Genomic DNA, 17,897 nt, shown 5'->3' on the forward strand with positions numbered 1-17,897 from the left:
GTGAAAGCACATGCATATGAAGAATACAAAACCAACGTTGGTGATTTTGGCGGCAGGAATGGCAAGTCGCTACGGTTCGGCCAAACAGGTAGATGGCTTTGGACCCAATAATGAAAAAATTATAGATTACTCCATATACGACGCGATACGTGCGGGATTTGGAAAAGTGGTGTTTGTGATCCGCGAGGAGTTTTTGGAGATCATGAAAGCAAACTTCGAGGAAAAGCTAAAAGGCAAAATCGAGGTGGCTTATGCCTTTCAGGATTTCGACCTGCGGAAATTTGGAATTGACAAGGACATCGAGCGGCAGAAGCCTTGGGGCACGGCGCATGCGGTAATGAGTGCGGAGCCTGAAGTAGACGGACCATTCTGTGTCATCAATGCCGATGATTTTTATGGCTTTGATGCCTTCGACAAAATGGCGAAGTTCCTGACGAGCGAAGTGCATGACGGCAAGATGGCGATGGTTGGTTTCGAAATAGGTAACACACTTTCGGATCACGGTTATGTATCGCGCGGTGTCTGCGAAGTAGATCAAGATGGTCATTTGGTCGATGTGACCGAACGCACCAATATTTACCGTCGGGATAAGGACATCGTGTACAAAGAAGGCGATGATGAAATAGCGTTGCCAGCACAGACGCGAGTATCGATGAACTTTTGGGGATTTACGCCCAAGGTACTTGAAGTAGCCAAAGGTTTATTTCCTGCATTCGTAGAGAAAAGCAAGGAAAACCCGAAAGCAGAATTCTTTATTCCGGATATCCCGGACCACATGGTAAAAAACGGTATAACCAGTTTCTCTGTGATCCCCACTTCCGCCAAGTGGTTTGGTGTTACCTACAAAGAAGATAAGGAAATGGTACAGCGCAGCATTACGGAGCTCGTCGCCTTGGGCAAATATCCCGTAGCCCTTTGGGAAGGCGTAAAAGCGGTAAATTCGAGTCTTTACTTAGACAATTAGTCGAGTAAGGTATTTAAAAAAAGGGCACGTGTTCAAAAGATGTACACGTGCTTTTATTTTTATTTTTAAAAGACGTTTGACAGTATGAAAGATTGATGTTGTGATCAATATTACGCGGTAAAAAATGTTTTACCGCTTTCAATACCTTCTTTCGTTTACATTCTATGGCTCCACATTATTCAATCCTTGCACGATGCTTTCAATCAATTCAATCGCCGTGTGATAGTGGATCAATGGGGAAGCTTGTCCCGCCCAGAATGATTTAAGCTGCGAATTTGATTGTGCGGTGGCGGGGTAAGCACCCAGTGTGCTTAGTATTTGTCCTTGTATCGGATAAGGAGCCAGACGGTGCTGAACATCCTTTAGTTCTTCTGTGAGTCTGTTTTTAATTCCACGCGATAACCGACCAGTAAAGACTTTGGTTAATGTCGTATACCGCGCATCCTTCGAAAACAGTTTTTCACGATGTAAGCTAGTGGTACCTGACTCAGCAGTTGCCAAAAAGGCGGAGCCAATCTGAACGGCATCTGCGCCTAGGATAAAGGCCGCCTGAACACCACGAAGATCTGCAATGCCGCCTGCTGCAATAACTGGGATACGCACGGCATCAGCGATTTGCGGAATCAAAGAAAACGTACCTACTAGCGAGTCCTCCGCCGCTTCGATAAAGGACACGCGATGGCCGCCGGCGTCGAATCCGGTTGCCACCACAGCGTCTACACCCGCATTTTCGATCGCGATTGCTTCGTCAACAGTCGTTGCCGCGCCGACGGTTCGGATTCCCAACTGACGGCATTTTTCTAAAATATCTTGCGAAGGAATACCGAACACGAAACTGAAAACATCGGGTTTTACGGCAAAGATCGCGTCAATCTGCTGGTCGAACGTTGGTATTTGCGGTAAGGGGAACGGGGGTAGTTCGACACCTGCCTCTTTAAAATACGGCTGAAGGATGTGCACAACCTCTAGGAAAGCAGTCTCGTCGAAATCGTCTAGCGGAGCACCTCGGTCGTTTACCCAAAGATTTAGATTAAACGGTTTGTTCGTTTGCTGCCGGATATCCCGACCGATTGCCACAATCTCTGCCGATGTGAAGGGCTGACACCCATAAGAACCTAGACCTCCGGCATTGGAAACCACGCTGGTAAGTTGTACGGATGACAGTTTCCCGCCAAACGGACCCTGTACGATAGGAAGATCTATGCCTAACATACTGGTTAATTTTGTATCTGACCACATCGCGTATTACTTTTGACCGATTAATTTAAATTGTATGACAAATTCATCGTAAATCAGTTTGTTTCCCAAATTGGATAAAAATTTTCCGGAACCATATTTTATACCGTATACGGTGAGGTCTACTTTGAGTTCGCCCATCGCATGTAGGAAATCGGTCAGGATCTCGATGGAAGTATTAAAAGATATGGGATTAGTAATCCCTTTGATGGCGAGATCGCCATATACCGTGTGTCTGTCTCCTGTTTTAACACACTTTGTAATCGTCAATTTGGCTGTTTTATACTGATCCACGGCGAAAAAGTCTGCGCTTTGCAAATGGTGTAGAAATTCATAGTGAAGCTTTTGCTCTTTCATATCGGTTACAGTGATACGCGTCATATCCATGGTGAGCTCACCACCGATCAATTGGTCTTGGTCAAAATCTAGAAAGCCGGATTGAAGAAAAATCGTGCCGGTATGCAAGCCGAGTACTTTTTTGCCCGTCCAGTTAACGGAGCTACTTTCTGGTTGAATATTGAATCTTATCATGGTACTTTTTAAAAATGTATACCACAAAATTCTACTTATCTAACTGAAAAAATAAGGACATACCGCACAAATAAAACGTGAGGTAGATCAATTAGTGTGCATGATAGAGACGGCTCAATGTTTCTCGGGTCACACCAAGATAGGAGGCCAACAGGTGCTTTGGAAGCTGCTGAACCAAATCGGGATAGTCCACGATGAATTGCTCATAGCGTTCCTTTGCGCTGCTGCTCAATAGCGTAAGGATCCGGTTTTGTAATACGACGTTCCTTCGATTCGTTTTCTTCCTGAAAAAATGTTCTAGGGCATGAAATTCTTGACAGAGTTTCTCGCGGTTAATGTGACTTAGACACAGCACTTCTGTCTCCGCTATACAATCGATATTTACTGTGGCTTTTTTTTGGAAGTAGTAGGCTTCATAATCGGTAATCCACCAGTCTGGTATACCAAATAATAAAATATGCGTTTTGCCACTTTCATCAGTGAAATAGGATTTGACGCAGCCTGACAGGACAAAATAGTCGTAGTGTACCAGATCGCCCGCTTGGACTAAATACTGATGTTTCTTGAACTTTTTATGACTAAAATGTCCCAAAATATAATCAAACTCTTCCGATGATACGGAAATGATTGCTTGAAATTGCTTTTTTAATAATTCGCTCATAGTTAATATTACGCTGTACATTTTCATCAAAAAACAGTTTTCAGGGATGGCCACGATACAACAAATGTCCCTTGTCGCTGATGTTAGTGCCATAAAGCTAATAAATTTTACATGTTGTCGTCGGCAGGTTATTATGTTAAGTTTCTGTTCGTTCCGGCGTATGATGACTTCGATCTTTGCGATATGGGCGAGCAACGTCTCTTGTACGATTTTGACCCGGTTAGCAAGAAGTCTATTTGTGGAGTGGCAAGAAGCAATTACAAGCGAAAAAAAAGAAGGAGAATCGAATTAAAAGCGCTCTCGGTGCAAAAATTTATATGGGGATGAAAGGGTTAATATCAACGGCTTAAACCGGGGCTGTACATCATGGAAAACGGTTTTCGCCAGCGTATTCAGATCTGCGTTTAACGCCCGAGAGCAACAGTAAAAAAACTCCTTGCCGTAAATCGCGTTGATTGGATCTTTCAGGATATCATGAAGGCCGATCTCCTACTTTAAAGGTTTTTCCGATGGTAATACACGCGCGCGATAACAAAGCTCTCGTGATAATTAAGGTCAAATTCAGCTAATGTTGGAGCCTGTGATACGGTAGAGCAAAGTACAAACCTATAGATATATCATAGCCATCCGGCCACAGAGGACAACGGGTGAGCTCGCTCTCGGCTTTAAGAACCGAAAGGCAATCCGTTTAGCAAATCATAAAAAACGATCCATGCGAAAAAGAACAAGATGATAACGTTCTCGGCAACGATTGCGTGGTTTTTTCTGGCGAAATCGTCTTTTCACACGCATATTTTAACTAGTTTGAGGGTGCTAATCGATCCGCCATCGCGAAAGTGAAGGAGATCCTACATTATAAACATACTGCTTAAGCTAACATTCAAATTATAAAACTTATGAGACAGCTTTTTATTTTCATGGTACTTCTCTTGTACGGGATGGCTGCTATTGGGCAGACGCGCGAAATCAAAGGGAAGGTTCAAGACAACACAGGCAACCCGTTGGCGGGTGTCAGCGTGACAATCGAGGGTGGAAGTAACGGCGTGAGTACAGGCACAGACGGGTCATTCCGGCTGTCCGTACCGACGACCGGAACCACGCGTTTGCAGGCCAGTCTGATGGGTTACAAAACGGAAATTGTAACACTCACGGGAGAGGAGAGCATCAACATTACCTTACAAGCCGGCGAGGAAGTTGCCCTCGAAGAGGCCGTTGCTGTAGGTTACGGTACGGTGCGAAAGTCCGACTTGACGGGCGCCGTTGGCTCCGTACAGGGTAAGGAGTTGCAGGCGCGGGGAACCACTTCTGCAATGGCTGCTTTGCAGGGGTCGGTAGCCGGTGTGGATATCAGTAGCAATTCGGCGCGACCTGGAGGATCCTTCAATATCCTGATCCGGGGACAGAATTCGCTACAATCTGGCTCTCCTTTATACATTGTTGACGGGATTGCGACTTCCAACATCGACTTCCTGAACCCCGCAGATATCGAGCAAATCGATATTTTGAAAGATGCATCGTCAACAGCGATCTACGGTTCGAGGGGCTCGAACGGTGTGGTTATCGTGAAGACGAAGAATGCAGGGAAACCTGGTACTACAAGAACCACGGTTACCTATGACGGATTTTATGGGATCCGCGATCTTGCACGGATTCCTGACTTTATGGATGGTCGAGAATGGGTTGACTTCCGTACATCGGCATTCTATTCCTTTGCTAACGGGAAATATAGCCTTCCAACACCGCAGACCGTGCTCCAAAACAGCCCTTTGTTAGAATCCAGGCTATATAATGAGCAATATGAAGATTGGCTCGGCTTGGGGACCCAGCAAGGACGTCAGCAAAATCACTACATCGGTATTGCTGGAGCCACCGATAAAATGAATTATAACCTTGGAGTGGGCTACCAGCAGGAGGAAGGTAACTTTATCAATGAAAAGCTAGATCGGTACACGTTAAAACTTTCGGTGGAGCATAAGATATCGGAGATGTTCAGTACGGGAGCCAGCATTAACTTTGTGCACGGGATCAATAATTTCGGTAGCCAGTACGGGTATCGTGATATCCTACGGATGCCTAACATCTTGTATGCTTATGATGACCAGGGAAACCTGATCGCTCAACCGGGTATTGCTGCTTCAATTCAGGGAGCGGGCAACTTTACCAGTTCTCCGAATCCGCTAAATGAGATCAAGAGCGGAACCGAAGAAGTCCGCCAGTACGATCTACTATCAAGTCTTTTCGTTGAGTTTAGGCCCATGGAGAACCTATCGTTCCGCTCTTCCTTCTTACCACGTTTCAATAGAACGCGTACAGGACGTTACTATGGCGTTGTTCCCGGGCAACGGAACCAAGATATTGCCCATCAAAATAATGAGGAAGCGCTTGAATGGACCTGGGACAACGTAGTCAATTATACGAACCGTTTTGGTGACGATCACAAACTCGACCTGTCCTTAATCCAGAGTGCCTATAAGACGCGTTATGAGAATCTTGCATCCAATTCTATGCAATTACCTTACCCGTCGTCTTGGTATAATCTTAATAGCGGAACATTCGTGTCTGATGGTTCTGGATCATCTTATGCGGAGTCTAGTTTGCTATCGTTCGCTGCGCGTGCAAACTATGATTTCAAGGGGAGGTATCTGTTAACGGGAACGTTACGGTATGATGGCAGCTCAAAACTCCGTGATCGGTGGGCAGCTTTCCCTTCGGCGGCTTTTGCCTGGCGTATATCGGAAGAAAATTTTATGAATATAGCGGCGATCAATGATCTTAAAGCCCGTGTGAGCTGGGGGTACTCTGGAAACAACAACGGTATAAGTCCCTTCGGTACGCAGCAGGCTCCCTTGACAGAATCCTTGGTCTGGTATGACTTTAACGGAGCTCCTGTGACTGGTTTCCAATCAGGCCGGCCTATTAATCCAAACTTGACTTGGGAGAAAACGCGAGAGCTTAACATCGGTCTGGATTTTGCTCTCTTCAATAACCGTGTGCGCGGTAATATAGAATGGTATGACAAGCTATCGGATGGATTGTTAATGCAGCGTACGCTATTGATCGAATCAGGTGTGGACTATATGATTGACAATATCGGTTCTGTGAATAACCGAGGCGTGGAAGTAGGATTGCAGACGACGAATATCAAAAATAACGATTGGGAGTGGACGACATCCTTTATGTTTTCGCGCAACAAGAATGCTATTCGAACGCTCTACGGTAAGAAGGAAGATGTCGTGGGGCAAGCTCGTTTTATTGGAGAGCCGATCAACGTGATCTATGATTATCGGATTGTTGGATTGTGGCGTATGGACCAGTTAGAAGAAGCTGCGAAGTATGGGCAGCAGCCGGGACAAGCCATAGCAGCAGATACGGACGGCAATGGAACAATTACATCGGCAGACCGTACGATCTTGGGGTCTCCAGATCCGAAATGGATCGGAAGTGTAACCAGTAATCTACGGTTCCGTAACTGGGATTTCTCGTTCAATTTTTACACCCGGCAAGGTATGTTTGTAAGCGATGCATTTTTGGATGAGTTTGGTCCAAATAATACCCAACGTGGACGACCAAAAATTAATTACGATTACTACATCCCACCAGGCGTGCAACGTTACGATTGGACGAAATGGGAAACTTATGACGATGGAAGCCCGAAAGCGGTATGGGGAACGAGCGGAGAGGGAAATGAAGATGCCAAATATCCGCATCCGCAAAACAAAGGACCATTTTACGGGAATAATGGTCGTTATACGGATGCTTCTTTTATCAAACTTCGGAATATCGTCTTAGGGTACAGCTTGCCGCAGGACATGATATCCAGGTGGAAGATGTCTCAATTCCGAATATATGCAAACGTGATCAATCCACTAGTTTTCACCAAGTATGAAGGCTGGGATCCGGAATATGCGACAACGGCGCTAGCGGAAGGTAACGGACCAAGCAACATCACCTATCAATTGGGCGTAAACATAAGGTTTTAATATTTTATTATTTTGATTATGAGAATTCTATCATATTTTTTACTCCTGGCAACGCTAAGCTTGTCGAGCTGTTCCAAGTTTTTGGACGAAGACAACCGCGGAGGAACAACAAACGAGGAATTTTACCGTACTGAAGCAGGATATAATACCATCATCGCGGCGGCCTACAGCTCGTTGCGCACCACATTCAGAGGTACACCTTGGCTATTACTGGCGGGAACGGATACCTACCAGATGAACCGCGGATTCGACAACCGAGCTTTGATGGAATATACACAGTTGTATGCGGATAATGCCGATGTGCAGACATTTTACACGAATTGCTACAATGCCACGCAAACTACCAACATCGGTATCTACTATAACGATTTGGTTGAAACGACGGAGGAAAAAAAGAAAACCTGGCTCGCTGAATTAAGGTTCTTGCGCGCATTCTACCATTTCCTACTGATCGAACAATTTGGAGGCATTGTGATTAATAACGAGCCGACCTTAGAGGGGAACCGGTTGAATCTGCCGCGCGCCACGTTGGCGGAATCATATGATTTTGTCATTAAAGAAATGGAAACAGCGCTTCCGGATTTAGGTGAAGATAAGTCTCGGGTAAATAAGGAAGCGGCTAATCATTATCTGGCCAAAGTATATTTGACGCGTGCATGGGACCTGAAAAATAATGCGGATTTCGAGAAAGCAAAAACATATGCTACGGCCGCGATTAATGGATATACGATTAGCATTCCATACGAAGAGCTATGGTCGCCAACAAATGAAATGAATGATGAGGTGTTGTTCGCAGTTCAATACGATGTCGAGTCTATCCCAAGTACTGGAGGGGGGAACAATCAACAATCGCTGTTTGGCCCTTATCTAGGGGGAGCAGAACTCAATCATAAATATATGACCTCGGCTTTTATTCCTTCATGGAGCTTTCATAACTACTACACCGAAAATGACGCTCGGTACGAAGCCACCTTTATGTTGACCATTTATGATCAATATTTTGATTATTACGATAATACCAAAGATAAGACGCAGATTCCGATTCGCGCATACTACCCACGGGTGTGGGGGCGTGAGTATACCAAAGCAGATTCGTTGGCTTGGGTCGCGGGAAAAGAACATCAGATAGCCAGCAATTTCAGATATTACCCATTCCGCTTGGACGAAGAAGCATACCGGAAAGCGTATCAGATCGACATGAGCACTCCGGTGATTAAAAAGTTCGACAGTCCAAGTACTCGCGAAGTTTTTGACACCCAGGCCAGTGTCCGGGATATCGTGTTGGCACGCAAAGCAGAAAGTTACTTCCTGTACGCAGAAGCCTGTATCGGATTGAACGATTTTGGATCAGCAGCGAACTATGTAGATAAAGTACTCGCCAGACCAGGTAATGCGAAAGATAACGGTGCGCTCAAACCCTTGCAAGGAATCGCCACGGCAGCAAACCAAAGTGCGGCGTTGGATGCTTATCTGATTGAAAGTGCTAAAGAATTCATCGGGGAGTACTTACGTTGGCCGGAGCTGCGTAGAACCGGAAAACTAAAGGAATTTTGCGGTCGGTACAACTACGACATCAAACAAGTAGGTGTAGATAATGCATTTCGCGGACTCGATGGCTCGGATAAAATTTACCGTCCGATTCCACAGACGGCCATCGACATTAACGAAGCGAATATTGAGCAAAATGATGGATATTGAGTGGCACGAATGGTCGTTCAGGAACAAAAAACGCTGTATAAAGGAATATACTCAAGGGGGTTCGGCTATAAGTACTAAAGCCGACCCCTCTAAGGAGCTTGGATTAAGCGCTCCAGTGTCGAGTATCGAAGGGGAGGGCATGTTAGCGGTTTAGGCAAGTGCTAATAAGATGGAAAGAAAGTGAACTGATCGATATGTGGTTTTGAGAACCTTAGAGATATCAGAACCAAAGTCTAATATTGTCTTGAGTTGTTAAATCGGTGGGAATGCCCATGAAGGGCGGCGGTAAGATGCCGGTGGGCATTCTTCTATAGTTGATAGAGTGGGCCAGCTTTTGTAAAAGACCTGCTGAAAAAGGATAAAGACAAGTATTCCATCTGAGTTTTTCAAGGAGGAAAAAAGATCGAGGTGAAGTATTCGTGTTTAGATGAACAAATTTGCAAATTGCGGATAAATACTTCATTAATATCTAGCAAGGATGAACATTTAAAAGATTCGACCAATTTGCTATATTTCAGCAATCCAAAGGTTCCGAATCATTGGAAAAAGTGACTATGCTAATCTGATTGATTTCGAGGAGCGCAACAGCCACCATATCGAGAGATAAAAAATTGGCTAGCTGAAACCAAAGGGAAAATATATGAACAGAATGGAGTATGTCCTAGGGTCGTGGGGGCCTTAAACAAGGAGAATTTAGAAAAAAATGTACCTAAAAACTTTTTAAAGTTTATGAATTTAATAATTGATAGGAAAGCTATCCACTTAGGCATCTTTATTCTGATTGCATTTCTATTTAGTAGCTGTAGATCGACAAAGAATATGACACAAAACGAAAGGATCGGCCAAATTTTGCTCCAGATACAACCTCCGTCGTTGTCCACGAATAAACTTCTTTTGACAGATTTTGGTGGTAAGGGCGACTCCTTGTATGATAATAAGCCCATCTTCGACAAAATACTAAGTGCTTGTAAAACGCAAAATGGAGGACGAATTGTTGTCCCTCCAGGAGTCTATCTGATAAATGGACCGATTCATTTGGTTGATAATACGACGTTAGACATACAAAAGGGAGCTAAGCTCGTTTTTGGTACAGATGCAGCCGATTATCTTCCAGTGGTACCGACAAGTTGGGAAGGTACGCTCTTGTACAACTACAGCCCGTTGATTTATGCTTATCAAGTAAAAAATGTGGTCATCACGGGTGAAGGGACGATAGACGGCAACGGGAAAGAAGGCTTTAGTAGATGGTATGATCGACAAAAACCGAGTCAACAGTTGAGTCGGCAAATGAACCATACCGATGTGCCCGTCAAAAAGCGACTATTTGGTAAAGGGCATTATCTGCGTCCACAGCTCATTCAGTTTTTCGAATGTGAGAATATTTTGATCGAGCAGGTGACTATTACTAATTCCCCATTTTGGTGCGTACATTTCTTAAAATCCGAGAATATCACCGCACGTAAGGTGAAATTTAACGCCTTCAACAAGAATAACGATGGATTTGATCCAGAGTATTGCAAAAATGTGTTGATTGAAGATATTGAGTTCAATAATGCGGACGACAATGTGGCAATAAAAGCAGGGCGTGACCACGAAGGACGGCAGACAGCAATGTCGTCCGAAAATATTGTGATTCGTAATTGTCGGTTTAAAGGATTGCATGGCGTGGTGATTGGCAGTGAGATGTCGGCAGGCGTTCAAAATGTGTTTGTAGAGAACTGTACAGCTTCGGGATTCTGTAAGCGCGGGATTTATCTCAAGTCAAACCCTGACCGCGGTGGATTTATACGTGATGTTTATGTAAACAAGGTCGCTTTTCAGGATGTCGAAGATGCCTTGTTTATTACGTCGTACTATCATGGGGAGGGAAAGGGTTTTGAGACCGATATTTACGATATTTATGTGGACGGATTGACCTGCCGATTCGCGAGCAACGCCGGGTTGGTCATTCAAGGATATCCCACAAAAAAAGTAAGAAACGTACACTTCGAGCATGTTCAGATTGATTCCTGCAAGACTGCAGTCAGTTTCCGACACACCGAGAACATAGTACTTAATGATGTTGTGATCGGTGAGGAAGTAAAGATTCCCTCCGCAGTTAAATAAACGTTATTGAATTTATGAAGGCTGTGCTGTTCTGTAATTTTTTTGGAAATTTTAGTGGTTTTGGTTTACGTTAATTCCGATAACCATAATCAAAGGAAAGCTCGGTAAACATATTTAAAGACTGTTTTAAAGACGAAACAGAATAGGATTGTAAACAGGTCTTATTAGGTAAATATCAATTAATCACATTATAGTATGATTTTTGGGTGAAAATATTGTTTTCGTTTAATTTAGTCGTAAAAAACACATTATAATATAATTATTGTTGTTTATTTGACTTCGATTAGCTATCATCTTTACATCGATTAAATCTGTAAAGTTTCATGACGAACAATAAAGAAAGTAGCATCTATATACACTGGGTTAAGTGTTATTTCTAACTATTTAAGCGGTGAACGGAGGAAAAATTAGCTATTGAATAAATGTTTTTCTTACATTTATTTAGCAAAATCGCTATCTTTACTCTTATAAGCGACCAATATTTGAACAAATCGGCACGCGCGCGTATGTTCTTATGTTTTAATGAATTGAGACCTAGTATCATGAGACAATTATTTTTTACCTGTTTTCTATTAGCTGTTTTACCAGCTGCCTTTGCCCAAGAGTATTCAGTTACTAGTCCTGACGGCAAACTCCACGTGAAGCTGACACTAACAGAAGGTCGTCTGTTCTATGCTGTTGAACTTAACGGCAATGAGATGTTGGAAAAGTCTCCACTTGGGTTGCAAGGGAAGAGCCTCAACTTGGCAGAGCGCTTGCGTTTAATAGAGCAAAAAACGACATCGATAGAAACCCGTTACCAAGAACCGAAAATCAAGCAAAGACAAGTGCACTATAAGGCGAACGAGTGGCGCGGACGATTAGAGAACGATGCTAAGCAACATCTCGAGGTTATCTTTCGCGTTAGCAACAACAATATCGCCTTTCGCTACCATGTACCGCAAGTGGGTGAGCCGGCGAACTTTTCCATTGAAAGAGAACATAGCGGCTTTAAATTTCCGCCTGTTACGAAGACATTCTTAACGCCGCAGGCATCGCCCATGATCGGTTGGATGAAAACTAAGCCAAGTTACGAAGAAGAGTATCAGGTGGATCAACCTTTAGGTATACCGTCAAAATATGGTGTAGGTTATACGTTCCCTGCGCTCTTTCGTGTAGGCGACAAGGGATGGGTATTGGTGTCCGAGACGGGAGTGAACGGTGCATACTGTGCATCGAAGCTAAGCGAGGGTAGTGAGGATGGGCTTTTTTCCATTGCTTTTCCGGAACCAGGGGAAAATAACGGTATCGCCTCTGCGAATCCGACAATCCCATTGCCGGGATATACGCCTTGGCGAACGCTAACGGTCGGTAGCAACCTCAAGCCGATCGTAGAGACAACGATTCCTTTTGACGTAGTCGAACCACAGTATAAAGCGTCCAAAGAATACAGCTTCGGGCGGGCGACCTGGAGTTGGCTGGAATGGCAGGACGGCAGTATTAAGTTTGAGGATCAAAAGAAATTCGTGGATTTATCCGCTTCTTTGGGATATGAATTCGTGCTGGTGGACAACTGGTGGGACGCACGTATCGGTCGGGATAAAATCGAGGAGCTGGTGGCTTATGGAAAGGGAAAGGGTGTTGGGATATGCCTCTGGTATAATTCGAATGGCTTCTGGAATGATGCTCCGCAAACACCTAAAAATAAAATGAATACAGCTGTAGCTCGTAAACAGGAGATGGCCTGGATGCAGCGTATAGGGATAAAAGGAATTAAGGTCGATTTCTTCGGTGGCGACAAACAAGAAACGCTTCAGTTGTATGAAGACATCCTCTCGGATGCGAACGACTTTGGCCTTACCGTGATCTTCCACGGATGTACCTTGCCCCGTGGGTGGGAACGTATGTACCCAAATTTCGTTGGGAGCGAGGCCGTACTTGCGTCGGAAAATTTAATCTTTACCCAACACGCGAACGATACCGAAGCATTCAATGCCACGTTGCACCCTTTTATACGTAACGCGGTGGCCTCGATGGACTTTGGTCCGGTATTGTTGAACAAACGCCATAACCGGGAGAATAGTGGTGGAACTACGCGGAAAACAACCGAAACGTTCCAGTTGGCAACGTCGGTCTTGTTTCAAACCCCTGTGCAAAATTTTGGGATAACGCCCAATAACCTTGAGGAGATGCCTGAGCATGTCATAGACTTTATGAAACAGGTGCCAACGACCTGGGACGAAACTATATTTATCGATGGATATCCCGGCAGGTTTGTGGTGCTGGCGCGTAGGAAAAATGATACGTGGTATATCGCAGGCGTCAATGCCGAAGAAAAGGAAAAGACTATTTCTGTATATTTACCCATGCTTTCCGGACAAACCTTACAACTGCTTGAGGATAACCAAGCGCGGGAACCGAAACAACGGAGCGTGAAGCTAACAAAATCGAAAATAGTAAAATTGACTTTGCAGGCGGGTGGAGGCGTATTATTGGTCGGGCATTAGAGGAGATAATTTCTTTTGATTTATGGAATGGTGATGCGGGGAATTTTGGTGAGCATATTACTCGGATGGTCGTTGAGCCTCTTGTGGGCACAACCGGGGGCCGTGCATTTTTTTTCTGTGCAAGAGGGGCTTTCCAATCAACAGGTTTTGGATATCGTTCAAGATGACGATGGTTTTGTTTGGATGGCAACTGAGCTGGGGCTGAATCGGTTTTCTGGAAGCGTTTTTAAATCATACTATAAGTCGGAAAAGCAGGATGGTAGTTCGGTCAATAGCAACGAGATCAACACCTTATTGTATGATGATAACAAGTTGTACATAGGGACGCGATCTAACGGATTAAATATACTCGATCGCCGCACTAATCGTTTTTCTTATTTTTTGCATGATCCGTCTGACTCCACATCGATAGCAACGAACGATATCACGGATATGATCAAAAGAAGAGACGGTAGTCTCTACTTGGCAACATACCATCAGGGTATACAGCGGTTTGACTCCACAAAAAAACAATTTAAACACTGGAACCGTCGGAATTTTCCAGCGCTTCCCGAAAACAGCATCTGGGCGCTCGCGGAAGATGAAAACCGGATGCTCTACGTAGGGCATGTCAACCAGGGCCTTTCGATAATCGATCCGGACTTCCAACAAGTAAGGCGTCTAACAACGGAGACGACCAACGGAGAGCTTCCAGATAACGAAGTGAAAGCATTGTTCTGCGATCGGCACAATAATATCTGGATCGGGACGCGTAGAGGGCTGGCAGTTTATAACCACGCCCGGGGGAAGATACGACGTATTCCTTTGCGCGAATTTTCTAAACACCAAAATGAACCGTTCGTCTATACCATTAAAGAGATAAATGGCGCGTTATGGGTCGGGAGCGAGTCTTCACAAGTCTTTATTTTGCAGCCCATTTATGGCCCAGATACGTGGGTGGATGGCGTTACTCAATCAGTCGTAATGGATCTCCGCCGAGGAAACAATGCGTCAGTACAGCATATTGCGTCCGATCGCTTTGGAAATGTCTGGCTCGCTCTATACGGCGGAGGTGTCGGCTTTGTCAGTCATCTGAAACCTTTTTTCAATGTATTCCCATCCGCAAAGGAACCTGGAGAAGCGTCGTATCAGATAGCTACGGTAAGTGCTATTGTTCCAGATTCGGACTACTCGATGTGGTTGGCAACAGAAGGTTCGGGGTTAATCTTAATGGATAAAGAAGGCCGTTTAAGGCAACAACTATCCCGAGCTAAAGGGGGGCTAGATGATTATATACTGTCCGCGTTTAAGGACAGCCGAGGTCAATATTGGTATGGTCTAAGGAAAGGCGGGATAGCGGTGAAACGTCCCGAGGAAACGGAACCTCGGGAGATAGACTTGGGCGAGAATGTGACAGAGGTACGCGCGATTACCGAAGATCACAACGGTTTGATCTGGATAGCGGCCCAACAAGGATTATTTATTTTTAATCAGGCGAACCGCCGGACCGAAAAGTTGGCAATTAATAATCCAATGTTGGGGGACTATGCCCCGCGTGCCCTTGTCGAAGATAACGCTCATCGTATGTGGGTAGGGACCTATGGACAAGGATTGTATGTATATGGACCAGATCGCAGATTGCTACGAAAAATGGATGTGAGCAGCGGTCTACGCAGCAATACAATCAATCACTTACTGAAAGACCGAAATGGTCATATTTGGGTGGCGACTAATGAAGGGATTGCACGGCAGGACGCACAAATGGCTATAGGAAACTTGGAAATATTGATGCCATCGGGCGAAGATGCTTGGTTGTTTGTCAATGCATTGACAGAAGATAAGCTAGGACACATTTGGTCGTCTACAAAGTCGGGGCTACTGCGGTATGTGCCCACAGAAAAACGGTTTCTTCAATACGATCAATCATTCGGCATGCCTCTGGGCGGCTTTATTAATGGGAGTGTAGGACAAGATAGTCGGGGACGTTTATTCTTTGGGATGCAGGAGGGCGTTTGCTACTTCGATCCGCGTGAGATACCCTTGAAATTACCTGTATCACCTATACGCATCAGCCGATTTACGGTATTTCGCTCGGGCGAATCCAATACGCCGGTGGATAAATATCCGTCGTCTGAAAACGTAATTGCCCTAGACCCCGAAGAAAATAGCTTTCGTGTAGAATTGGCCGTTATGGACTTCGCATTGGAAGGGCTTGTCGAATTTAGCTATATGTTGCAGGGGTTAACCGACGATTGGATCTTTTTGGGAAGTGAGACGAATCTTGACTTTCGCAATATTCCATATGGTAAACATAAACTGCTCATCCGCACACGCATGAAAAACGGGGCTTGGTCCTCAGCACATGAACGTTTGCTGATTAATATCGCGCCTCCGTTTTACTGGAGCGTACCAGCAAAGATAATATATACGGTGATTGTTGGATGTATCTTGTTTGTGTTGATTTATTTTTATAACAAGAGATTGAAAGCCGAGGCTGAATTACAACTCAAAGAACGGCAACTTGCGCAGGACGAGCAGCTACACGCCGAGCGGATGAACTTCTACACCGATATGACGCATGAGCTGCGCACACCTTTGACTTTGATTCTTGGTCCGCTAGACGATTTGGCGCAGGAGGAAAAGCTGTCTGCAGAACACCGCGGTCTCGTGCAGACGGTGCAAAGAAGTGCCAATAGGCTTTTTTCCCTGGTGAATCAGCTGTTGGAATTTCGTAAAGTCGAATCGCAATATAAGCCGCTTGTATTGGACGCAGGTAGTCTAGGTGAGATGTTGACGGACATCTTACATAGATATCAAACCCTAAATACAAAAAAGCAATTACAGTTCTTAACTGTCATTCCCGAGCCGGATCTGCGAACCATGTTCGATGCAGAAATCGTGCAATTAGTCGTAGATAATTTGCTGTCCAATGCCTATAAATATACCGAGAAGGGACAGATCGTTTTGCGGTTGCGCTATGAACAGCAAGGGCCGATCAACTGGGCCGTGGTGGAGGTTGAAGACACGGGATGTGGTATAGAGGTAAATTTAGTGGAACGAATTTTTGACAAATTTTATCAGATCCGGCGGCCCAATGTCCAAGGAACTGGTGTCGGCTTAGCATTAGTGAAAGAGCTGGCGGCTATTCACCATGGGGAGGTTACCGTAACAAGCGTAGAAGGAGAAGGATCGACGTTTTCTTTCCGGTTCATGGCGAATGAGCATTTTGACTCGTATAAGGGACCATTAAAGGATGCTCCGGAAAACGAACTTAAAGCGGACGCACGGCCTTTGATCTTGCTGGTGGAAGATGATGTGGAGCTGCGGACATATTTAGGAGTTACGATAAAAAAGCACTATGATGTACTGTTGGCCGAGAATGGCACAATCGGTTTTGAGCTCGCAAGGACACATGTACCGGATTTGGTCATCAGTGATATCATGATGCCCGATATGGACGGCTTTCAGTTGGCAGAGAAAATGAAGCAGGAACGAGCCACTAGCCATATTCCTATGATCTTATTAACCGCAAAGGATACCGACGCGGATCGACAGCAAGGTTACAGTTTAGGCGTTGATTCGTATCTGACTAAGCCCGTTAGTGCGGTACTGCTCTTCAAACGGGTGGACAACCTGTTAAATAAACAGAGATCAATGTACTCAGAAATTTTAGAGAGGATTAAAGTCGATGTGTCTCACGCCACCAAGGAGGAAGACCTAGCGACAGCCGATGATCACTGGAGGGAAAATGGGTTTGTACAGGAATTCGTGGCTGTTGTTGAACAACATATGCAAGACGAGGTGTTGGACGCAGCGCAGTTAGCAGAGAAGCTTCATATGAGTCAATCGACCTTGTACAGAAAGCTGAAAGGGATAACCGGAAAAAATATCAACCAGCTGGTACGTAAGATCCGTATTCAGAAAGCAGCAGAACTACTCCGCGCCGGGACACATAATGTGACTGAAGCTGCTTTCGTAGTGGGCATCAATAGCTCTATCTATTTCCGGCAATGTTTTAAAGAGGAATTTGGACAGCTCCCCTCGGCTTTTCAAAAAGGTCATAAAGAAAGCTGAAGTGTTCTAGTAGAGGCTACCTAATCAGCTTTTTTTATCCCTTTACATGGTGTAGCATAAACCTCTCCCCATTTGTTTAGCGCGTAAAGAATATAAAGGATGCTCAGTTGACCTATATTGCATATATCAAGCTTGTGGAAAGATGTACCGAGGATTTGTATTATATTGTTTTAGTACTTCTG

9 protein-coding genes are annotated in these 17,897 nt (G+C 44.7%); 6 read left to right on the forward strand and 3 right to left on the reverse strand.

Annotated elements, in window-relative coordinates:
• Positions 1-16: 16 nt before the first annotated feature.
• Positions 17-964, forward strand: coding sequence for a nucleotidyltransferase family protein (locus ACFSR5_RS17420; protein ID WP_380905747.1), 948 nt, complete (start codon positions 17-19; stop codon positions 962-964).
• A gap of 162 nt (positions 965-1,126) precedes the next feature.
• On the opposite strand, the gene ACFSR5_RS17425 is transcribed toward ACFSR5_RS17420, so the two are convergent.
• From ACFSR5_RS17425 to ACFSR5_RS17435, 3 genes are all read right to left on the reverse strand, one after another.
• Entirely contained in the window at positions 1,127-2,203 is a 1,077-nt protein-coding gene (locus ACFSR5_RS17425; RefSeq protein ID WP_380905748.1) for an NAD(P)H-dependent flavin oxidoreductase, read from the reverse strand.
• A gap of 6 nt (positions 2,204-2,209) precedes the next feature.
• Entirely contained in the window at positions 2,210-2,731 is a 522-nt protein-coding gene (locus ACFSR5_RS17430) for a YceI family protein (RefSeq protein WP_380905749.1), read from the reverse strand.
• A gap of 91 nt (positions 2,732-2,822) precedes the next feature.
• Positions 2,823-3,392 (reverse strand): Crp/Fnr family transcriptional regulator, encoded by a 570-nt coding sequence (locus ACFSR5_RS17435; protein ID WP_380905750.1) that lies wholly within the window; start codon positions 3,390-3,392, stop codon positions 2,823-2,825.
• Between the two features lie 896 nt (positions 3,393-4,288).
• Between ACFSR5_RS17435 and ACFSR5_RS17440 the strand changes: the two genes are divergently transcribed.
• The 5 genes from ACFSR5_RS17440 to ACFSR5_RS17460 all read left to right on the forward strand — a co-directional run bounded on the left by ACFSR5_RS17440 (position 4,289) and on the right by ACFSR5_RS17460 (position 17,715).
• Entirely contained in the window at positions 4,289-7,372 is a 3,084-nt protein-coding gene (locus tag ACFSR5_RS17440; RefSeq protein WP_380905751.1) for a SusC/RagA family TonB-linked outer membrane protein, read from the forward strand.
• 18 nt (positions 7,373-7,390) lie between these two features.
• Positions 7,391-9,070 carry a RagB/SusD family nutrient uptake outer membrane protein gene (locus tag ACFSR5_RS17445; RefSeq protein WP_380905752.1) on the forward strand — a complete coding sequence of 560 codons (1,680 nt, stop codon included), beginning with the start codon at positions 7,391-7,393 and terminating at the stop codon, positions 9,068-9,070.
• 819 nt (positions 9,071-9,889) lie between these two features.
• Positions 9,890-11,176 carry a glycoside hydrolase family 28 protein gene (locus tag ACFSR5_RS17450; protein WP_380905753.1) on the forward strand — a complete coding sequence of 429 codons (1,287 nt, stop codon included), beginning with the start codon at positions 9,890-9,892 and terminating at the stop codon, positions 11,174-11,176.
• A 542-nt stretch (positions 11,177-11,718) separates the two neighbouring features.
• Positions 11,719-13,662 (forward strand): glycoside hydrolase family 97 protein, encoded by a 1,944-nt coding sequence (locus ACFSR5_RS17455; RefSeq protein WP_380905754.1) that lies wholly within the window; start codon positions 11,719-11,721, stop codon positions 13,660-13,662.
• A 33-nt stretch (positions 13,663-13,695) separates the two neighbouring features.
• A complete protein-coding gene (locus ACFSR5_RS17460) occupies positions 13,696-17,715 on the forward strand; it encodes a two-component regulator propeller domain-containing protein (RefSeq protein WP_380905755.1) in 4,020 nt (1,339 codons plus the stop codon).
• The last annotated feature ends 182 nt before the right edge of the window (positions 17,716-17,897 follow it).

Source organism: Sphingobacterium suaedae (assembly GCF_042684625.1).
Lineage (GTDB): Bacteria > Bacteroidota > Bacteroidia > Sphingobacteriales > Sphingobacteriaceae > Sphingobacterium > Sphingobacterium suaedae.